This window comes from Nonomuraea sp. KM90 (genome assembly GCF_052246675.1).
GTDB lineage: Bacteria > Actinomycetota > Actinomycetes > Streptosporangiales > Streptosporangiaceae > Nonomuraea.
Genome location: NZ_JBQQCB010000072.1, coordinates 19,952 through 37,484 on the forward strand (window position 1 = coordinate 19,952; position 17,533 = coordinate 37,484).

Consider the following 17,533-nt stretch of genomic DNA (forward strand, 5'->3'; position numbering starts at 1 on the left):
CATGGCACTTCCCCTCTTCGGGGTGTCGACGGGGAACCGGCCGTCCGGGCTGGTACCGCCGTACGTCGATCTGTCCGGCTGGACCGAACTGCGGGTTCACGGCGTCGGCGGCTCCACGCCACAGAACCTCCTGGGCGACCTGGCGCCGCAACAGGTCTGGGGGGATCGTCTCGCCGGTTTCTACCGGACGGCGGACACCGCGGGCCGCCACGTCGAAGGCTACTCATGGGGCGGGCTGACGTCCCGGAGCGGGGCACGCGTGCTGTGGCTGCTTCTCCTGCCGTTCACGCTGGCGAACCTGGCGGGGTGGATGTGGCCGTTCGCCGTACAGAGGACACCGCGAGGATTCCGGGCGTTCCGGCTCTTGGTCCGGATGGCGGCGCTGGCGCTCACCCTCAACGTGGTCCTCCTGGTCGGGGCGCTCGCCATGGACTACGCGGCCTATCAGTGCGCGGGGGACGTGAGATGTCTGGATCCGTGGTGGCCGGACCTCCTGCCGACGGCCGCGGTCACGTCCCATCCCGGACGCCGCCTCCTGGTGGGGGCTCTCGTGCCGCTGCTGGCCATCGCTCTGCTCGCGTGGCTGTCGCAGAGGTCCCAGAGCCGCTACGAGGCGGTCCCGCCACCGGGTACGCCGGATCCGCCCCCGCCGTGTGACCACAGCGCCGCGGGCCTGCCGGCCGGATTGCTGGACCCCGACTTCTGGAACACCGCCCCGTATGTGCGCGTGCTCGGCCGCATCCACGTCGCGGCCGCCCTGGCCCTGCTGGCGATCCTGCTCACCCACACCGTCCGTTCCGCGGTTCCGGCCTCGCCCTCCATGGCGGGGCTGCTGATCCTGGCCCTGGCAGGGGCGATCCTCACCGGCGCGGTCGTGGCGCTCGTACCCGAAAGGGCTGGGCCCGTTCTGCTCAAGCTCGGCTCGGTGCTCGAATACGGATCGTTGCTGGCTGTGACACTGGCCGGGGTGTTCGCATGGCTGACGCCCGGTGCTGCCGCCGCTCCCCCGCAGGAACTGCCCGGCCTGGGCGAGATCATGTCCTGGGTCTACGGCGGGACGGCCCTCACCCTGCTGCTCGTGCTCGCCTGCCTGGTCGCCGGCGCCGTATCCCGCTCCGTGTCCTCACAAGGGCCACGTCGGGCCTTCCGCTGGGGCGCGCCGTTCGTACTGCTCGTCCTCGCGATCGGCCTGACCAACGCCGTGATGATCGGCCTGATCATCAACGTGGCGGACGCCTTCGGCGAGATCCGGTACGCCTCCCGTACCGCCGCCGACGGCTCCGAGCCCGTCATCGTGATCTTCCCAGGGTTCAGAGATTTGGCAGTGCAGCTGAACCTGGTTCCTGTCGCGCTGGCAGTGCTCTTCGCCGGCTGGCAGGCGGCCCGGTGGCGGGCGGGGCGACGTGAGAGCGCCGCGATGGTTGCCGCGGAGTATCGCGAAATGGACATGCCTGTGCCCGTCACTGCGGACATCTGGTCGGTCTCCGCTGCCGACGGCCCGTCGCCGTCACCGCTCCCCGACGTGGCCACATGGTCCCGCCGGGTCGCCAGAGCCAGGCGTTTCGCGGGGCTCCCGCTCCAGGTCGATCTGTTACTCAGCGCCATCGTCCTGGTCGGCCTGCTGGTGCTGCTGCTGCCGGGCTGGGGCCTGCGGGCGGTCGATGCCAACGGCACCGCCGGCTGGGTGGTCGGCACGGCCACCGTGCTCGCTCCGCTGCTGCCCCTGGTGATCCTCATGCTCGTCCGCGCCTCCTGGAAGGACTCCAGCACCCGGCACAACGTGGGCGTCCTGTGGGACATCGGCACGTTCTGGCCGCGCGGTTACCATCCGCTGGCGCCGCCGTCGTACGCCGAGCGCGCCGTGCCCGAACTGCAGCGCCGCATGTGGTTCCTGCACGACCGCGGAGCGCGCATCCTCCTGGTGGGCCACAGCCAGGGGGCGGTCCTCGCCGCCGCGGCCCTCGCGCAGCGTGGCTCCGTCCGCCCGCCGGACCTGCGGGTCACCCTGGTCACGTGCGGCTCGCCCCTGCGCAAGCTGTACGGCTGGGGCTTCCCGGCCTACTTCACCGAAGAACTGGCAGCGGCCCTGAACAGCGCCGAACACGTCGCCTTGTGGCGGAATTACCACTACCCCACCGACTGGGCCGGCGGCCCCTGCGCGGCCGGGACCGACCCGGCCGTGGACCGCCCGCTGCCGGATCCTCCGACCTGCCGCTTCCTGTACGGCGACACCCCGCCGCAGATCGGCGGCCACAGCGGCTACTGGCGAAACCCCGCCATGTGGCAGGAGATCGACAGCCTGCTGTCTCCTCCTGCTGAGCGGCCCGGTACTGGCCCGCGTCCACCTCCCTCATCACTCCAGCCCTCACTTCAGTCACCGTCCCGCCCGGCCGAGGCCCTTTCCCCCGTCCGCGGGACGACGCCGGTCTCGCGAGGGGACGCGCTGGTGCGCCTGACCGATCTGGAAACCCGGACCGGCTGGCTCGAGCAGCGGTCAGGCCATGGTTCGGCGCAGGTCTATGTCGTGGTGCGCGCCCACCTCGAAGCCGCCCGCAGAGCGCTCGACCATCGTTCCGGCCGGGACCTGCGTGCGCATCCGGGCCAGGCCCAGCGCGTCGTGGAGCATCTCGACGAGGCGGAGACGACCCTCCTGCTCATCGCCCCCACGGACTACGTGCGCGGACAGATGCCGCAGGTTCTCACGTACGTGCGCCGCCTTCCGCTGGGCGATCCCCGCAGGCTGGCCGCCGAGCGGATCGACGCCGGGCTCGGCGAGCGTGATCTGACCGACGTAGACCGTACCGTCCTGATGGCGGCTGTGCGCGCCGCCACCTTGCGGGCGGGGCAGGGGCGGCTGCGGGCAGGCGACCTGTTCCGGCAGTTCGTGGTGGTGGCGGTGGTTCTGGCGTCGCTGCTCGCCGGGCTGGCGATCTTCTGCGCGGCATTCCCCGGCGCGCTGCCGCCGTGCTTTCCGGCCGGAGACGCGCTCGCCTGCCCCACCGGCGTCCGCCCACCGGGCGGCGGGGCGACGCCGTGGGACGTGCCGCTGGTCATGGCGCTCGGCGTGGTCGGCGCGGCCATCGGCGCCGCGGTCTCGCTGCGCCGCCTGTCCGCGCTGCCCGCCTCGCTCACGCTGCTGAAGCTGCCGCTGGGCGGGCTGCTCGCGCTGGTCGGCCTGCTGGCCCTGCGCGGTGGCCTCACCCTTGGCCTGGGCAGCCCGAGTGGTCCCGCCCAGATCCTGGCCTGGGCGGTGCTCTTCGGCTTCGCCCAGCAGATGATCACGTCTCCCATCGACAGGAACGCGCAGAAGGCGCTCACCGAGCCGGACGAGAGCGGCGCCATCGAGGTCAGCTCGGAGGCCCTGGACAGCGCCGTGTCCTCCGCACTCCACAGGGCGCTGCAGCCGCCTCGGCTGATCAACTATCGCGGCGTTCTGTCGGTATGGCTCGAAAGCCTCGGGGGCGCCGTCCTCCAGCCTGACGACGAGGGCCGCTTCCGGTTGCGGCCGGGCGGATCGTACGTGGTCCGCGCCCGGCTGGGCCCCGCCGCCGCGCCTCGGTCGCTGGAGGCGTCGGTCGTCATCGAGCAGGGGGACCCTGCTGAGCGTGCGACCTTCACGGTCGAGCTCGTCGGCATGGGGGTGAGCGGGCCGGCGCAGCGCCTCGACCTGGTCGGCGCCGACGCCACCGCCACAGCCGGCCTGCCTTTCGAGCCTCCCGCCGAAGCCGGGGAGCGGCTGCTGTGGGTGCGGCTGGCGCAGCAGGAGCGGCTGATCCAGAACGTCAGGGTCTCCTGGACGGTGTCACCGTGAACCGGGCGTTCCTGCGCATCGATGTCAAGGAGGGGAGAGGCCGCGACACCATCCGGCTCATCCCCAGTACGGGCGAAGCGCGGCAGTATGACATTCCGCGAAACGCTCTCATCCATGCGCGCAAGGAGCTGGAACCCTGCCTCAACGCGCTCAAGGAGTGCATCGGACGCGAGGTCGGGGTCTCACCTGACACGTCTGGAAAAGCGCTGGGACAGTTGTTCCACGACACGAGAAGGCTGATGGAGAACATCTTCCAGAGCCTCGACCGCGTCCTGGAGATCCGCAAGTTCTGCGCGGGTGCCCTGCTCGCCGCGGCCACTGGCATCGAGGTGCCGATCGTGGAGGTCACGGGGCCTACCGGTGAATTTCCCTTCGAGTTGCTTCCCCTGTTCGGGCCGGCTCCGGTTCCCGAGCGCATAGAGGACATCGAGACGTTCAGCCGCCGGTTCCTCAGCTTCGTCGCCGTAGTGCGACGCGCACCGGATGTGCCGGACGCCGCACCGGCGCAACCACTCACAGGGAAGCCGCTGCAGCTCGCCTTCACCTGGTATCAGCCGTTGGCCGCGGTGCAGGACGAACACGACTTCTTCGTCGGACTGGGCGAGCGCGAGCTTCAACTCAACGGTCCCTGGCCGGCCCCGGGCGTACCGAACGTGGAGGTGGTGAACAGGCTGGCGGAGGGCCTGGTCGATCCCCGGCTGCGGTATTCGGCGGCAAGGGCGGACACCGAAGTTCAGGTGCAACATTTCGCCTGCCACTGCGTCGCCGAGCAGGATCGGAACTTCCTTCTGCTGTCAGGCTGCGAGGACGATGAGCCTCGACCGGTCACCCTGGAGACCCTGCAGTCCGCGTACACGACAGCGTGGGAGCCGTACCGCGAACGTCTGTCCGCCGATTCGGTCCGACCACTGGTGTTCCTCAACGCCTGCCGAGCGGGGACGATAGATCCCCAGCGGCTGTCCTCGTGGCCGATGTGGTTCATCCAAAGACGTCATCGGACCGTGATCGGCCCCATGACCAACGTGCCCGACGTGACCGCCGCCCAGTTCGCCCGCCTGTTCTATGAGGAGCTGCTCGCGAACCAGAGCGCCGGCAAGGCTCTCGTCCTGGCCCGGCGCGAGCTCCTGTCCAAGTTCGCCAATCCCCTGGGCCTGCTGTACGTCCTGTACGGCCAGCCCGATGTCGTCATCCCCCCGCCACCGTGAAGGAGACGCTTATGCCCGACACCGACCTCTGGATCATTGGCATCTCGGAGGAGAGCACGGATCGATCTCTGGGCACATTCCTCTTCCGGCGGGCCAAAGTGTCCGCCACGACGCTGCGGAGCAACATCACCGGATTCGTGGACGCCCTGAGCGAGGCCATGGCCGACGTTCCGCAGGCGTTGTCCGGCTACACGATGGAAAGCGTTCAGGTCAGCGCAGAGATCAGCGCCAAGGGCAAGCTGAGCCTGCTGGGTTCCGGGGGTGAGGCCGGGGGCAAAGGCGGGATCATCTTCACGTTCACCCGGGCCAAGCCGCCGTCCGATGACGCGGACCGGCCGGAGCTCCCGGACGATCATCGATCGTGAACTTACCTGCCGGGGCGTTCGGTGGCCCTGCGGTGATGAGGTCTGGCCCGGCCTGCGGTGCCGAACCGTGGCGGCGGGGTCCTCCGCCGGCGGATTGATGACGGCTTTCGGCTTCGGATGTGACGCTTCGGGTAGGGGGTGCGCATGACGACACTCATGGATCGGGTGCGCGCGTACCTGCGCAGCCCCAAAGGCAGAGCGAACGTGGAAAAGGCAAAACGGATCGCCCGCGACCCGCGTAACCAGCAGAAGGCTCGGAGTTTTCTGGAGCGGTTCCGGGGGCGGCGTCACTGATCCGGGCGTGCGGCACACCGGCCACCCGGTGATCGAACCGGGGTTCGGCCGGACCGCCACGGTCGTCTGACGCCGGTCAGCGCCCGACGAGGTTCATGTGCGCCTCGCCGTACCGATCGCCGGCCACACCCACCTTGGCAGCCAGGGCGTCCAGTTTCGGGCATAACTTTGCGACATTTCCTTGCAGCTCAGCCCCAAGGCCGACACCTGCAAGTTCTGTCCCAATGTCCTGGTGTGCACCGCTACCGCCGTGACCCGCGATGCGCTGTCATGCCCGGCCGACAAGGGATCATGCCCGGGAGGCCGGTGGGCGGGTCCGCGGCGCCTCGGCTCAGTCGATGACGGCGGTGGCCTCGACCTCGACCAGCAGGTCGGGTTCTCCCAGCGCCGCGACGCCCAGCAGCGTGATCGGCTTGACCGGGTCGACCCCCAGCTTCGCCGCCGCGCGGGCGACTCCCTCGCCCAGCAGCGGCATCTTGTCGGGTGTCCAGTCGACGACGTAGACGGTCAGTTTGGCCACGTCGTCGAAGGATCCGCCCACTGCAGCCAGGGCGGTGCCGATGTTGAGGTACGCCTGCTCGACCTGGGCGGCCAGATCACCCTCGCCGACTCGTCCGCCCTCGGCGTCGCGGGCCACCTGGCCCGCCAGGAACACCAGCTTCGATCCGGTGGCGATCGACAGCTGGCGGTAGACGTCGGGTTTCGGCAACCCGTCGGGGTTGACCAGCGTCACGGTCATGTCCGCTCCTTGCGCATCGGCACAGCATGTTCGGTCCCAGCCGATAACATAGCAAAGCTATGTATTGTGGGGCCATGGTGAGGTTGAAGGACCCCGCGGTCCGCTCGCTGCTCATCGACCGGGCCGCGCAGATGCTCGCCGCCCGGCAACCGGTCACGCTCCGCTCGCTGGTGGCCGGAACCGGCGTGTCGACCATGGCCGTCTACACCTATTTCGGCGGCATGGACGGCCTGTGGTCGGCGATGCGGCAGGAAGGCTTCACTCGCCTGGCGGCCAGGCTCGCCGCCGTGTCGATGTCCGCGGATCCGGTACGGGACCTGGCCGCCCTCGGCGCCGCCTACGTGTCCAACGCCATGGCCGGTCCCGATCTCTACCGGGTCATGCTCGACGCCGGGTTCGAGCTCGAAAACGCCGCGGCCGCGGACGACACGCTGCACTGCCTGGTCCGCACCGTCGAACGGGCCACGGCCGCCGGCCGCTTTCGCGACGACGTCGACCCGCTGGAGCTGGCCACGCAGAGCTGGACCATCGGACATGGCCTGGCATCACTGGTCGCCACCGGCCCCCTGCCCCGTCAGTCGCTGGCCCATGGCGTGCCGCTGCTGACCGCCCTGTTCACCGGTGCGGGCGACCACCCCGAACGATGCCGCCGGTCGGTCGAACGCGGCTGGCACCCCTGACCTCCGATCGCGCTCCGAGCTTCTACGAGCGGCTCGGGCTGAGCCGCACGTCAGGCCGGGTCATGGGATGGCTGCTGACCGCCGACAGCTCCGGTGCGGACGCGCCGGAGCTGTCCGAGGCGCTGGCCGTGGCCAAGAGCAGCATGAGCGTCGCGCTGCGGCAGCTGGAGCAGGCGGGCCTGGTGGAGCGGTTCCGGGTGCGGGGTGAGCGGCGCGACCGCTACCGGCTGGCCGAGGACGTCTTCGCCCGCGCCTTCCGCGCGAAGATGGCCGAGTTCGAGAGCTTCCGGGCACTGGCCGAGCAGGGGCTGCGGGCAGTGGGCGACGACCCGGCCCGCCGGCGGCGGCTGGAGCTCATGCGCGACATGTACGCGTTCATGATGGACCGGTTCCCCCGCCTGCTGGACGAGTGGGACGAACTCAAGGACAAGCGTTGAGACCGTTACTGATCACTGTGGGCAGTCGCGGCGATGTCCAGCCGTACCTTGCCCTGGCCCGCGGGCTGCTGGCGGCCGGGCACCAGCCGGTGCTGGCCGCGCCCCGGCGCTTCGCACCGCTCGCCGCCGCCCACGGGGTGGAGTTCGCGCCGCTGAACGACGAGATGCTCGCGCTCCAGGACTCCGTCCAAGGGCAGGGCGTGCGCGCCGCCATCACCCGCATCACCTGCCCGGACACAGCTCAGGCTTGAAGTGGAGCGGGGTGACCGAGAGGGTCAGGCGCCCTCGTGGCACCGCCCCGCCAGAGGCAGGTCCTTCTCCACCGTCGCCGGCCGGGTCTCGGCGGCTGCGGCAGCTCGGCCTGGCGGGCGGCACCAGGATGTCGAGCACGCGACGGGCGATGCTCATGACAGCGACTCCAAGATCTTGACGGCGCGGCTGTTCCCGTCCTCGCCTCGAACGGCGTGTCCCAGGCGCGCGGCGGCCCGTGCCATGGCCGCGTCACTCACGGCCGCGCGAATGGCGGCGGCCAGCCCTTCGGCGGTGAGACGCCGCTGGGGCTGCGGCGGCGGGGCGACACCGGCCGCGTGCACGCGGGCGGCCCAGAACGGCTGGTCGGCCACGAACGGGCAGACCACCTGCGGCCGCCCGGCGGCCAGTGCCGCGCCGGTGGTGCCGCTGCCGCCGTGGTGCACGATCGCGGCCATGCGCGGGAACAGCCAATCGTGCGGCGCCTGGTCGAGCTGGAAGACCTCGTCCGGCAGGTCGCGCACCCGCAGACCGCCCCACCCGGACGCCACCACCGCCCGCACCGCGGCCAGCCGCACGGCCTCGATCACGATCCGGCCGATCCGCTCGGGGTCGTTGCCCGCCATGCTGCCGAACCCGATGTACACCGGGGCCTGCCCCGCTTCCAGGAACGCGGCCAACTCCGGTGAGGGCGCCCAGCCGGGCGGGGCGGGCAGATACCAGAAGCCCGTGGTGTGCACCCAGGCCAGGTAATCCAGCGCCGCCGGAAGCACGTGCGCGCTGAAACCTTGCAGCACGGTGGCCGGGCTGCCGTCCGGGCGGCGCAGGAAGTCGTGCCTGCCGCGCCGCCGCGGCAGCTCCAGCCGATCGCGCAAGGTGTCGCCGAGGCCGTGGACGGAGCGAAGCAGCAGCTTGACCGCCAGGTAGGAGGCCCGGTTGACCACCTTGGGCAGCGCCACCGGCACCATCGGGTTGCGGAAGGCGCCGGTCGGCACCCACACCGGCTGCAGCACCGCGGGCACCGCCGGCACACCCAGCCGTTCGGCGAAGTGGTGCCCGGGGATGCTCGGCGTGTGCACCACGAGGTCCGCCCCGGCTTCGGCGACGGCGGCCATGTCGTCGAAGACCTGGGCCATGAGCGACTTGCTGCGCCGCATCACCTCCAGCGCGACCTTCTTGCCGCGCAGTCCCCGATAGTTGGTGTCGATCGCCTCGCGGATCCCGGGGTCGTCCATGAGCTTGTTCGTCCCGTCGTCCACCGGGGCGTAGGTGATCCCGTGCGGCTCGGCCAGGCCGGCCATCGCCGCCGGAGCGCCCAGCACCGCCTCGTGCCCGGCCCGTCGCAGCGCCAGCGCCAGCCCCGCGTACGGCTGCACGTCACCCCGCGTCCCGTGCGTGAGGATGAGCACCTTCATCGCGACCTCCGCTCGTTCCTGCCCCGGGCCGGCGGCGCCGGCTCAGCGGCGACCCTGCCGCGCATCGCCATCTGACCACACGCTCAGAATGCTAACCAAGTGGTCAGCATTGGGCAAGGACGGCGACCGCCGCGAGCGCGCTCCCGGCTCACCGCGCCGACATGACGGATGCGGCGGGATTTCCCGCTTCGGCAGGACAGAATCGGAGGCATGTCAGTCGAGGTGAGCCCGCGGGTCGTGGTGCGGCGGGAGCGGGCCGAGGTGGCGGCGTACATGTTCGATCCGGCTCACGACCTGGAGTGGACCGGTGGCATCACCGCCAGCCGCCCCGCTCGGCCTGGCCCGCTGCGGACGGGCGACCAGGTGGAGCGGACCGCCCGGTTTCTCGGGCGCGGTTTCACCTACGCCTACGTCGTCACCGCGCATGAGCCCGGCCGCATGGTGGAGCTGGCGGTGGAGCGGCCGTTTCCGATGACGATCCGCTACGAGCTGGCCGGCCATCCGGACGGCACTCTGGTCACCATCCGCGCCTCCGGCGAGCCCGGCTGGTTCTTCCGCTGGGCGACGCCTCTGCTCAGACGCCAGGTCCACCGGAGCATCAGCGCTGACCTGGACCGCCTGCGCGCCCGGCTGGAGGCCTGACCGGCTCTGCTTCGGCGAGCTCGGCCAGCAGCTCCTGCTTGCGCCCGGGCGGGAGGTTGCGCCAGTCGGTGTCGGTCAGGGCGCCTTCCATCGCCCACAGGGCGTTCAGCGACAGCCCGGGAACGGCCGCGTCCTGCAGGCGGCGATAGACCTCCACGGCGCCGGGCTCGGCGAGTTGCCCCGGCTCCCGGACACCTGCCAACGCCAGCCACTCCTCGCTCTTGGGCCCCAGATTGCGCAGATCGCGCAGCCTCATCGCGCACCACCCTCCAGCGGCAGGCCGAACCGGCGGTACAGGCCGAGGTCGGGGAAGCCGACGATCTCCGCCACACCGTGCGGGGTCAGGGACAGCACCATGATCCCGTAGCCGCGGCAGGTGCCGGTGCGGTCGGGCAGGTAGGCCGCCAGCGCCGGCTGGCCGTTGGCCGCGATCTCGACCAGGGTGATGAGGTCGAGCCGCCCGCCGGCCGGCCGCGTGGCGAAGAACTCCGTCACCGCCGTCCGGCCGGTGATCTCGACCTGCTCCGGCGGCATCCGGAGGATCACGTCTTCACGCAGCAGGGCGGCCAGCGCGTCGAGGTCGCGCCGCTGCCAGGACCGCACGAACCGGCGGAGCAGCTGTCTCTCGTAGTCGATCAGCGGACGCTCCGGCCGGGCGGCCTGCGAGCGAAGGGCGGCCCGGCCGCGTTGCAACGAGCTGTTGACGGCCGGGACGCTGAGCTCGAGCAGGGCGGCGACCTCGGCGGCGCTCCAGCACAGCACCTCGCGGAGAATGACCACGGCCCGCTGGGTCGGCGGCAGCAGCTGCAGCGCCGCGACGAACGCCAGCGCCACCTCCTCGCGCCGCTCGGCGACCAGGGCGGGGTCAATCTCGTCGAGCAGCGTGTCGGGGTAGGGCTGCAGGTGGGCGATCTCGGCGTGGACGGCCGGGAGGCGCTCCCGCCGCTCGACGGCCCGCAGACACGCCATGGTCGCGACCCTGTGGAGCCAGTGGTGCAGCGGCGCCCGGCCCTCGAAGCCGCCCAGGCCGCGCCAGGCCCGCAGCAGCGCTTCCTGCAGCGCGTCGTCGGCCTGGTCGATCGAGCCGAGCATGCGGTAGCAGTGCAGGTGCAGGGCTCGCCGATGCGGCCCGACCAGGGCGTCGAAGGCGGCGCGATCGCCACCTTGCGCGGCGGCCAGCAGACGCGCCTGCTCGATGTCGGTGTCCTCGGCCGTGCTCACGGCAGCGAGCCTAGCGACCGGGTACGACATCCAGCCGGAGATCGGGGAGGGGTCGTCGGCTGCCGCACCCTGGCCCGTTCCTGCCCCGAACCAGGGCGTCTACCTTTTGTGCATGATCCGTCAATGCGCAGGCTCTAGCTTCGTGCGCCATGTCCAGTCACCAGGTTGCAATAGATCACACTGATACACCCCCGCTCGCCGAGAGTCACGCCTCGCCGGAGCAGGACAGCGACGGCGGCGTTCTCGGGCTGATCGAGCGCATCGGCTCCGTCATCGTCCCCATCGGCGTGACGCTCTACGCGGTGCTCTACCTCGGCGTCGAGCAGATGTACGGGGTCTTCGGCATCAATCCGCAGCAGGTGGGCATCGATCAGTCCGTCCTTCTGGGCCGGCTCATGGGCACCCTGATCCTGATGCTGCTGATCCTCGTTCCCACCCTCGGGCTCGTCGTGGGGTTCTGCTGGGTGGCCGACAAGCTGACCGGTGGCGCGCTCGGCAGGCTGCTGGGAGCCGTCCGGCGGCGGCCGTGGCTGTCGGCCTCGATCGCCGCGTTGTGGTCCGGTGGGACCTACTGGGGGCTGTTCAACATCGTCGGCGACCTCGACCTCACCGTCATGGTCGTCATCGCCGTGGGGCTCGGCGTGCTGACGTTCCTGGTGCCGTTCCGGCTGCTGCGCCGCAAACCGGTCGGGCGCGCCGCCACGAAGGTCCTCGTCGGCGCCCTCACCGGTGTCGGCCTGGGCTTTCTGCTGATCTTCGCGATGGTACGGGGCGCGATCGAGGTCCAGGAGACCGGCCAGGCCAACGAGCTGCTCGGCTACGTCGGCTTCCAGGACCAGTGGACCGTCATCAAGAACGCCGAGAACGACAAGCCGCTCTACGACGGCCGCTGGATGATGCTGCTCGGCGAGAGCGAAGGCACGTACGTCTTCTACGACTGCGACAAGCTCGAGACCTTCCGCCGGCCCATAGAGACGACCAACCTGGGCGAGATCCAGCTCGAGCCGGAGCGGGAGAAGGGCTTCACCTGCGGCGGGCTCGCCAAGGACTGACGCGGCGACTTCCCTCGACCGTGGGATCGGGAGTGCGGGCGCCTCTCGGCGTCCTGCCTCCGGCCTTGTCCTTCCGCCCGGACATGTCACGACTTCTATCGATTTTCGGCGAAAGGGTATGGGCAAGTCGAAGATCTCGACTTATATTACGGCGCAGAGCAGCATTACCCCTCCCCGTTCCAGCGAATGAGACCCGGCATCCGTCGATGGATCGCAGCCGTCCCGGCGATGCCGCACCCCCGCCCACGCCGAACGCGGCACCCTCTCCGAGATGGGACAGGCCATGCGGAAATCACCCCTGTTATCCGTCTTAATGATCACCGCTCTCGCCTGCCTGGTCGTACCCGCTCAAGCGCACGCGGCGGTCCCGCCGCAGGAGCCGGGCATCACCCTGCGCACCTACGACGTCCAGGTCGAGCTGTCCAAGCTCTGCACGCTCAAGCCCGGTCAGACCCCCAACGTCGACAAGCTGATGCCCACGATCGACTGGACCTCCGACGCCGACTTCGGCCTGACCGACATGTTCGTCACCGAGGCCATCGGCAACATCGACATCCCGGCCCCGGGCACGTACGAGTTCCGGCTCACCAGCGACGACGGCTCGCGGCTGAGCATCGACGACACCGTCGTGATCACCAACGACGGGCGGCACGGGCCGATCGCCGTGGACGGCACGATCACCCTGACCACCGGCTACCACGCGCTGCGCGTCGACCACTTCGAGCACCTGTACGGCCAGCAGCTCAAGCTGGAGTGGAAGCCGCCCGGAGCCTCCGCGTTCACCCTCGTACCGACCTCGGCGCTGAGCACCGACGCGGACGTGGTCAGGGTCACCGCCCCCGGGCGCAAGGACTGCGAGAGCGGCGCCGACTCCCCCGGCGACGGGCTGCCCCTGGAGTCGGTACACCCTGACTTCACCCTCACCGACCTGCGCCCGGCCGGTTTCCAGCCGCAGGTGACCGCGATGGACTGGCTGCCCGACGGCCGGCTGGCGATCACCACGTGGGGCGGCTCGGAGACCAAGACCGGCGAGGTCCACCTGCTCGGCAACGTCACCGGCGAGACCTCACCCGCGCGGGTGACCACCAAGAAGATCGCCGAGGGGCTGCAGGAGCCCATGGGCATCAAGTACGTGGACGGCAAGCTCTACGTCTCGGAGAAGTCGCGGCTGGTGGAGCTGAACGACACCGACGGCGACGAGGTCGCCGACACCCTCAGGACCGTGGCGAGCTGGCCGTTCGGCGGCAACTTCCACGAGTTCGCGTTCGGGCTGCTCTACCGCGACGGCCACTTCTACCTCAACCTCTCCGTCGCCATCAACTACGGCGGCGCCACCACCGACCCGCAGCCGGCGCCGGACCGGGGCACGACCATCAAGGTCAGCAAGGCCACCGGCAAGGTCGAGTACATCGCCGGCGGCCTGCGCACGCCCAACGGGCTCGGCTGGGGCCCGGAGGGTGAGCTGTTCGTCACCGACAACCAGGGCGGCTGGCTCCCGGCCTCGAAGCTGGTGCACGTCAAGAAGGACCGGTTCTTCAACCACTACACCAACCCCGACGGCCCGTTCGACGGCAACCTGGTGAGCCCGCCCATGCTGTGGCTGCCGCACAACGAGATCGCCAACTCCCCCAGCACCCCGCTGCTCATGAAGCGGGGCAGGTTCGCGGGGCAGCTGCTGTTCGGCGACGTCACCTACGGCGGGATCCAGCGGGCCTACCTCGAGAAGGTCAACGGGGAGTACCAGGGCGCGGTCTTCCGCTTCACCCAGGGACTCGAGGCGGGGATCAACCGGATCAGCCTGGGGCCCGACGGCGCCGTCTACGCGGGCGGTCTGGGCGCCGGCGGGAACTGGGGCCAGCCGGGCAAGCTCACCTACGGCCTGCAGAAGCTGACCCCCGGCGGCGACAGGGCGTTCGACATCCTGAGGATGCGGGCGGTGGAGGGCGGCTTCGAGCTGGAGTACACGCAGCCGCTGTCGGCGGAGACCGCCGCCTCGCTGGCGGCCAGGTACCAGGCCACCCAGTGGCGGTACGTCGCGGCCGCCACCTACGGTGGCCCCAAGGTGGACGAGGAGCCGCTGTCGGTCACCTCCGCCAAGCTGACCGCCGGCGGGAAAAAGGTCACGCTCAAGATCCCGGGCCTGAAGCCGGGGCGCGTGGTGCACCTGCGGTCACCGCGTCCGTTCAGCTCGGCAGCGGGGCAGCCGCTGTGGAGCACCGAAGCCTGGTACACGCTCAACTCGATGGTCGGCGGCCCGGCGGCGGACACCACGTACGAGGCGGAGAGCGCGTCGCACAGCGGCGGCGCCAAGCTCAACACCGACCATCTGAGCTACTCGGGCAGCGGCTTCGTCGACGGTTACTGGACCGCGGGAGCGGCCACGCGGTTCGCCGTACGGGCGGCCGAGACCGGCACGTACCACGTGGGCCTGCGCTACTCCAACGGCCCGAACCCCGCGCCCGGCACCAAGTCGCTGAGCGTGTACGTCAACGGGACCAAGGTCAGGCAGGTGCCGTTGCCCACCACGGAGACGTGGGACCTGTGGGCCACCCGGGTCGAACCGCTCGCGCTGAAGGCAGGCGTCAACACCATCGCCTACACGTACGACAGCGGCGACGCGGGCAACGTCAATCTGGACTCCATCACCGTGGCCGCGCGGCCGGTGCTCGAGGCGGAGGACGCCCAGCTGCGCGGTGGCGCGAAGGTGGGCACGGACCATCAGGGCCACACCGGCAAGGGTTACGTCGACGGCTACACGACCGCGGGCGCGAGCACGACGTTCACCGTGCGGACGGACTCCCCCGGCCGGCACAACGTCGGGCTTCGCTACGCGGCCGGCACCGGCACGTCGGTGAGCGTGTACGTCAACGGGGCCAAGGTCCGGCAGGTGCGGCTGGCCGGCACCGGCGGCCCGGACGCCTGGGCCGTCCAGACCGAGCCGCTCGACCTGAAGCGGGGCTCGAACAGGATCGCCTACAGGTACGACTCCGGCGACGCGGGACAGCTCGGTCTCGACCACCTCACCGTGTCGAAGGCGCGGCGGATCACGCTGTTCGACGGATCCCATCTGGCGGCTTGGGAGAAACGGGCAGGCGGGACGGCGACCTGGCCGGTCGCCAACGGCTCCATGGAGTCCTACGGCGGCGACATCCGTACCCGGCAGACGTTCGGCGACTTCAAGCTCCACGTCGAGTGGTACGAGCCGGACTACCCGCCGGACGTGACCGGGCAGCAGCGCGGCAACAGCGGTGTCTTCCTCCAGGAACGCTACGAGGTGCAGGTCCTCGAGTCCTTCGGGGACACCACACCGGCCGCCAACGAGGCGGGCGCGATCTACTCCAAGCGCGCGCCCGACCGCAACATGGCCACCGCCGCGGGAACGTGGCAGACCTACGAGATCACCTTCCGCGCGGCCCGCTACACCAGCGCGGGGGTGAAGGTGGACGACGCGCGGGTGACGGTCGTCTGGAACGGTGTGGTGGTGCACGACGACGTGGCCATCGACGGCGGGACCGGCGACAACATCCCGGAGAGCGCGGCGTCGGGCGGGATCCGCCTCCAGGACCACGGCGATCCCGGCGAGAACCCTCGATTCCGCAACGTGTGGATCGAACCCGTCACCTGACACCGTCCGGCCCGGCCGGTCGCCCCGCCCCCGCGCGTGGGCGGCCGGCCGCGGCCGTTGCTCAAGGAGGACCATACGGGGGCAGGGGCGGCTCAGCTGAGACCGACGGTCTGCCGCTCGGGCTCGATGACGGCGACAATGCGGTCCTCTCCCCGGGAATAGGGCTGTCCGATGTACTTCATCGAGATCCGGTCGATGATCTCCCACGCCGCGTCGCCGTCGAGCCACTCGATGACCCGGCCGCGGACCATGACGGGCTGGAGCGGGTTGTCGGCGGGCGCCACGGAGAGCGCCACCCGCGGGTCGCGGCGCAGGTTGCGGGCCTTGCGCGACTGCGGGCCGGTGAGGAAGACGACGTGGTCGCCGTGGGTGCCGACCCAGAGCGGGACGGTGTGGGGCGAGCCGTCCGGCAGGACGGTGGCGAGGTGGGCCAGCGAGGTGCCGTCGAGGACGCGGCGTACGTCGGGGGTGAGCATGTTCTTCTCCTTGCGGTTGTCGGTGGGTCAGCGCTCGACCTGGTAGTGGAGGTGGGTGGCGCCCGGCGCCGGGACGGCTTCGAGCAGGCGGAGGCGTACGTGCCCGGGCAGTTCCTGGAAGAAGGGGCGGCCGCCGCCGAGCAGGATCGGCACCTGGTGGAGGATCACCTCGTCGACGAGCCCGGCTCTCAACGCCTCGGTCGCGACGCCGCCGCCCATGAGGCCGACGTCCCTGCCGCCGGCGGTCTCGCGGGCCGCCGCGACGGCGTCCTCGATGCCGGTGGTGACGAGGGTCTGCCGCTCGGTCATCTCCGGTGCCGCCCGGTGGCTCAAGACGAACAGGCGGGCTGCCGGGTGCGGGCTGCCGCCGCCGAAACGGTCGGAGTCCTCGTACGTGTTGCGCCCCGCCACGATCGCGCCCACGCGTCCGGCGAGGGCGTCGAAGACCCGGGCGCTGGGCTCGCTCAGCCGGAACCCGTCGAACACCTGGCTGGGCGTGTCGCCGTGGAAGTACCAGTCGAACAGCATCGACCCGTCCCCCAGCCCGCGCCCGGCGCCCGGATCGCGCCCGGTGATGTAACCGTCGACCGACACCGCGTGGGCGCTGATTACCTTGCTCATCTGCGCGATCCTTTCGGAGTTCCTTCAAGAGACTCCATGACCGTAGCACTCGGAGTTCCCTAAGGGAACCCCAATTTGGTAGAGTGCTCCCATGCAACGCACGAATTTCGGGCAGATGGCCTGCTCCATCGCGCGCACCCTCGACGTGATCGGGGAGCCGTGGTCTCCGCTCGTCCTGCGTGACGTGTGGGTGGGGATGAGCCGGTTCGAGCAGATCCAGGCCGACCTCGGGATCTCGCGCAAGGTGCTGACCGAGCGCCTCAATCACCTCGTCGACGAGGGCGTGCTCGAGCGCCGCCCCTACGACAAGCGGCCCCGCTACGAGTACGTCCTGACGCAGAAGGGCACCGAGCTGGTCGACCTGCTCATGGTCATGACCTCCTGGGGGGACAGGTGGCTGGCGGGCGAGGCCGGCCCGCCGGTCCTCTACCGCCATCACGCCTGCGGCGAGATCAGCAGCGTCGACCTGCGCTGCGCCCACTGCGGCGAGCCGATGCACGCCGGCGACATCGACCCCGTGGAAGGACCGGGCGCGGCCGTCTGACGAGACGCCTCCAGGTCTTCCGGCAGCCTCCACTCCACCCCGCCGAGCAGGGTGCGCGATTTCGCTGGCGCCGGGCGCACGGGCGACCGCTGGTCAGGAACGAGTCCTGAGGCGTTCACCCGCAGACAGCTCGACGAAGACCCTTCGGTCGCGCTCG

At 70.6% G+C, this 17,533-nt stretch carries 17 protein-coding genes; 11 read left to right on the top strand and 6 right to left on the bottom strand.

The annotated features are described in order from the left end of the window. The first annotated feature begins 1 nt into the window (after nt 1). From ACTWPW_RS42315 to ACTWPW_RS42330, 4 genes are all read left to right on the top strand, one after another. Nucleotides 2-3,811: a hypothetical protein gene (locus ACTWPW_RS42315; RefSeq protein ID WP_443171998.1), complete on the top strand. Its 3,810-nt coding sequence runs from the start codon at nt 2-4 to the stop codon at nt 3,809-3,811. After that, nucleotides 3,808-5,016 (top strand): CHAT domain-containing protein, encoded by a 1,209-nt coding sequence (locus tag ACTWPW_RS42320; RefSeq protein ID WP_443171999.1) that lies wholly within the window; start codon nt 3,808-3,810, stop codon nt 5,014-5,016. The genes ACTWPW_RS42315 and ACTWPW_RS42320 overlap by 4 nt, the downstream gene beginning before the upstream one ends. An 11-nt stretch (nt 5,017-5,027) precedes the next feature. After that, nucleotides 5,028-5,381: a Pepco domain-containing protein gene (locus ACTWPW_RS42325; protein ID WP_443172000.1), complete on the top strand. Its 354-nt coding sequence runs from the start codon at nt 5,028-5,030 to the stop codon at nt 5,379-5,381. A 144-nt stretch (nt 5,382-5,525) separates the two neighbouring features. Continuing rightward, a complete protein-coding gene (locus tag ACTWPW_RS42330; RefSeq protein WP_375113618.1) occupies nt 5,526-5,675 on the top strand; it encodes a hypothetical protein in 150 nt (49 codons plus the stop codon). A 331-nt stretch (nt 5,676-6,006) separates the two neighbouring features. On the opposite strand, the gene ACTWPW_RS42335 is transcribed toward ACTWPW_RS42330, so the two are convergent. After that, the gene (locus tag ACTWPW_RS42335; RefSeq protein WP_375113619.1) at nt 6,007-6,414 is read right to left on the bottom strand and encodes a RidA family protein; all 408 of its coding nucleotides are present in this window, start codon (nt 6,412-6,414) and stop codon (nt 6,007-6,009) included. Nucleotides 6,415-6,488: 74 nt separating this feature from the next. Between ACTWPW_RS42335 and ACTWPW_RS42340 the strand changes: the two genes are divergently transcribed. The 3 genes from ACTWPW_RS42340 to ACTWPW_RS42350 are packed head-to-tail and all read left to right on the top strand — an operon-like array spanning nt 6,489 to nt 7,782. Next, a complete protein-coding gene (locus tag ACTWPW_RS42340) occupies nt 6,489-7,094 on the top strand; it encodes a TetR/AcrR family transcriptional regulator (protein ID WP_443172001.1) in 606 nt (201 codons plus the stop codon). After that, the gene (locus ACTWPW_RS42345) at nt 7,058-7,531 is read left to right on the top strand and encodes a GbsR/MarR family transcriptional regulator (protein ID WP_375113621.1); all 474 of its coding nucleotides are present in this window, start codon (nt 7,058-7,060) and stop codon (nt 7,529-7,531) included. Before ACTWPW_RS42340 ends, ACTWPW_RS42345 begins: the two co-directional genes overlap by 37 nt. Further along, nucleotides 7,528-7,782, top strand: coding sequence for a glycosyltransferase (locus ACTWPW_RS42350; protein ID WP_443172002.1), 255 nt, complete (start codon nt 7,528-7,530; stop codon nt 7,780-7,782). Before ACTWPW_RS42345 ends, ACTWPW_RS42350 begins: the two co-directional genes overlap by 4 nt. A gap of 153 nt (nt 7,783-7,935) precedes the next feature. Here the strand turns inward: ACTWPW_RS42350 and ACTWPW_RS42355 are convergent, their stop codons facing one another. Beyond that, nucleotides 7,936-9,195, bottom strand: a complete 1,260-nt coding sequence (locus tag ACTWPW_RS42355) for a glycosyltransferase (protein WP_443172003.1) — start codon at nt 9,193-9,195, stop codon at nt 7,936-7,938. A 210-nt stretch (nt 9,196-9,405) separates the two neighbouring features. Here ACTWPW_RS42355 and ACTWPW_RS42360 point away from each other — a divergent pair, with 210 nt between their 5' ends. Further along, nucleotides 9,406-9,837 (top strand): SRPBCC family protein, encoded by a 432-nt coding sequence (locus tag ACTWPW_RS42360; protein ID WP_443172004.1) that lies wholly within the window; start codon nt 9,406-9,408, stop codon nt 9,835-9,837. Here the strand turns inward: ACTWPW_RS42360 and ACTWPW_RS42365 are convergent. Both ACTWPW_RS42365 and ACTWPW_RS42370 read right to left on the bottom strand, forming a co-directional pair. Continuing rightward, a complete protein-coding gene (locus ACTWPW_RS42365; RefSeq protein ID WP_443172005.1) occupies nt 9,794-10,093 on the bottom strand; it encodes a TfoX/Sxy family protein in 300 nt (99 codons plus the stop codon). The genes ACTWPW_RS42360 and ACTWPW_RS42365 overlap by 44 nt on opposite strands. Beyond that, nucleotides 10,090-11,058, bottom strand: coding sequence for an RNA polymerase subunit sigma-70 (locus ACTWPW_RS42370; RefSeq protein ID WP_375113627.1), 969 nt, complete (start codon nt 11,056-11,058; stop codon nt 10,090-10,092). The genes ACTWPW_RS42365 and ACTWPW_RS42370 overlap by 4 nt, the downstream gene beginning before the upstream one ends. 149 nt (nt 11,059-11,207) lie before the next feature. Between ACTWPW_RS42370 and ACTWPW_RS42375 the strand changes: the two genes are divergently transcribed. Both ACTWPW_RS42375 and ACTWPW_RS42380 read left to right on the top strand, forming a co-directional pair. Then, nucleotides 11,208-12,110 carry a hypothetical protein gene (locus tag ACTWPW_RS42375; protein ID WP_375113628.1) on the top strand — a complete coding sequence of 301 codons (903 nt, stop codon included), beginning with the start codon at nt 11,208-11,210 and terminating at the stop codon, nt 12,108-12,110. Between the two features lie 313 nt (nt 12,111-12,423). Further along, entirely contained in the window at nt 12,424-15,735 is a 3,312-nt protein-coding gene (locus ACTWPW_RS42380) for a family 16 glycoside hydrolase (protein WP_443172006.1), read from the top strand. Between the two features lie 92 nt (nt 15,736-15,827). Here ACTWPW_RS42380 and ACTWPW_RS42385 read toward each other — a convergent pair whose 3' ends face one another. Together ACTWPW_RS42385 and ACTWPW_RS42390 are read right to left on the bottom strand one after the other, a co-directional pair. Continuing rightward, a complete protein-coding gene (locus ACTWPW_RS42385) occupies nt 15,828-16,211 on the bottom strand; it encodes a PPOX class F420-dependent oxidoreductase (protein ID WP_443172007.1) in 384 nt (127 codons plus the stop codon). 27 nt (nt 16,212-16,238) lie between these two features. Then, nucleotides 16,239-16,832, bottom strand: coding sequence for a dihydrofolate reductase family protein (locus tag ACTWPW_RS42390; protein WP_443172008.1), 594 nt, complete (start codon nt 16,830-16,832; stop codon nt 16,239-16,241). Between the two features lie 91 nt (nt 16,833-16,923). On the opposite strand from ACTWPW_RS42390, the gene ACTWPW_RS42395 reads away from it, so the two are divergent. Beyond that, nucleotides 16,924-17,376, top strand: a complete 453-nt coding sequence (locus ACTWPW_RS42395; protein WP_375113632.1) for a winged helix-turn-helix transcriptional regulator — start codon at nt 16,924-16,926, stop codon at nt 17,374-17,376. The last annotated feature ends 157 nt before the right edge of the window (nt 17,377-17,533 follow it).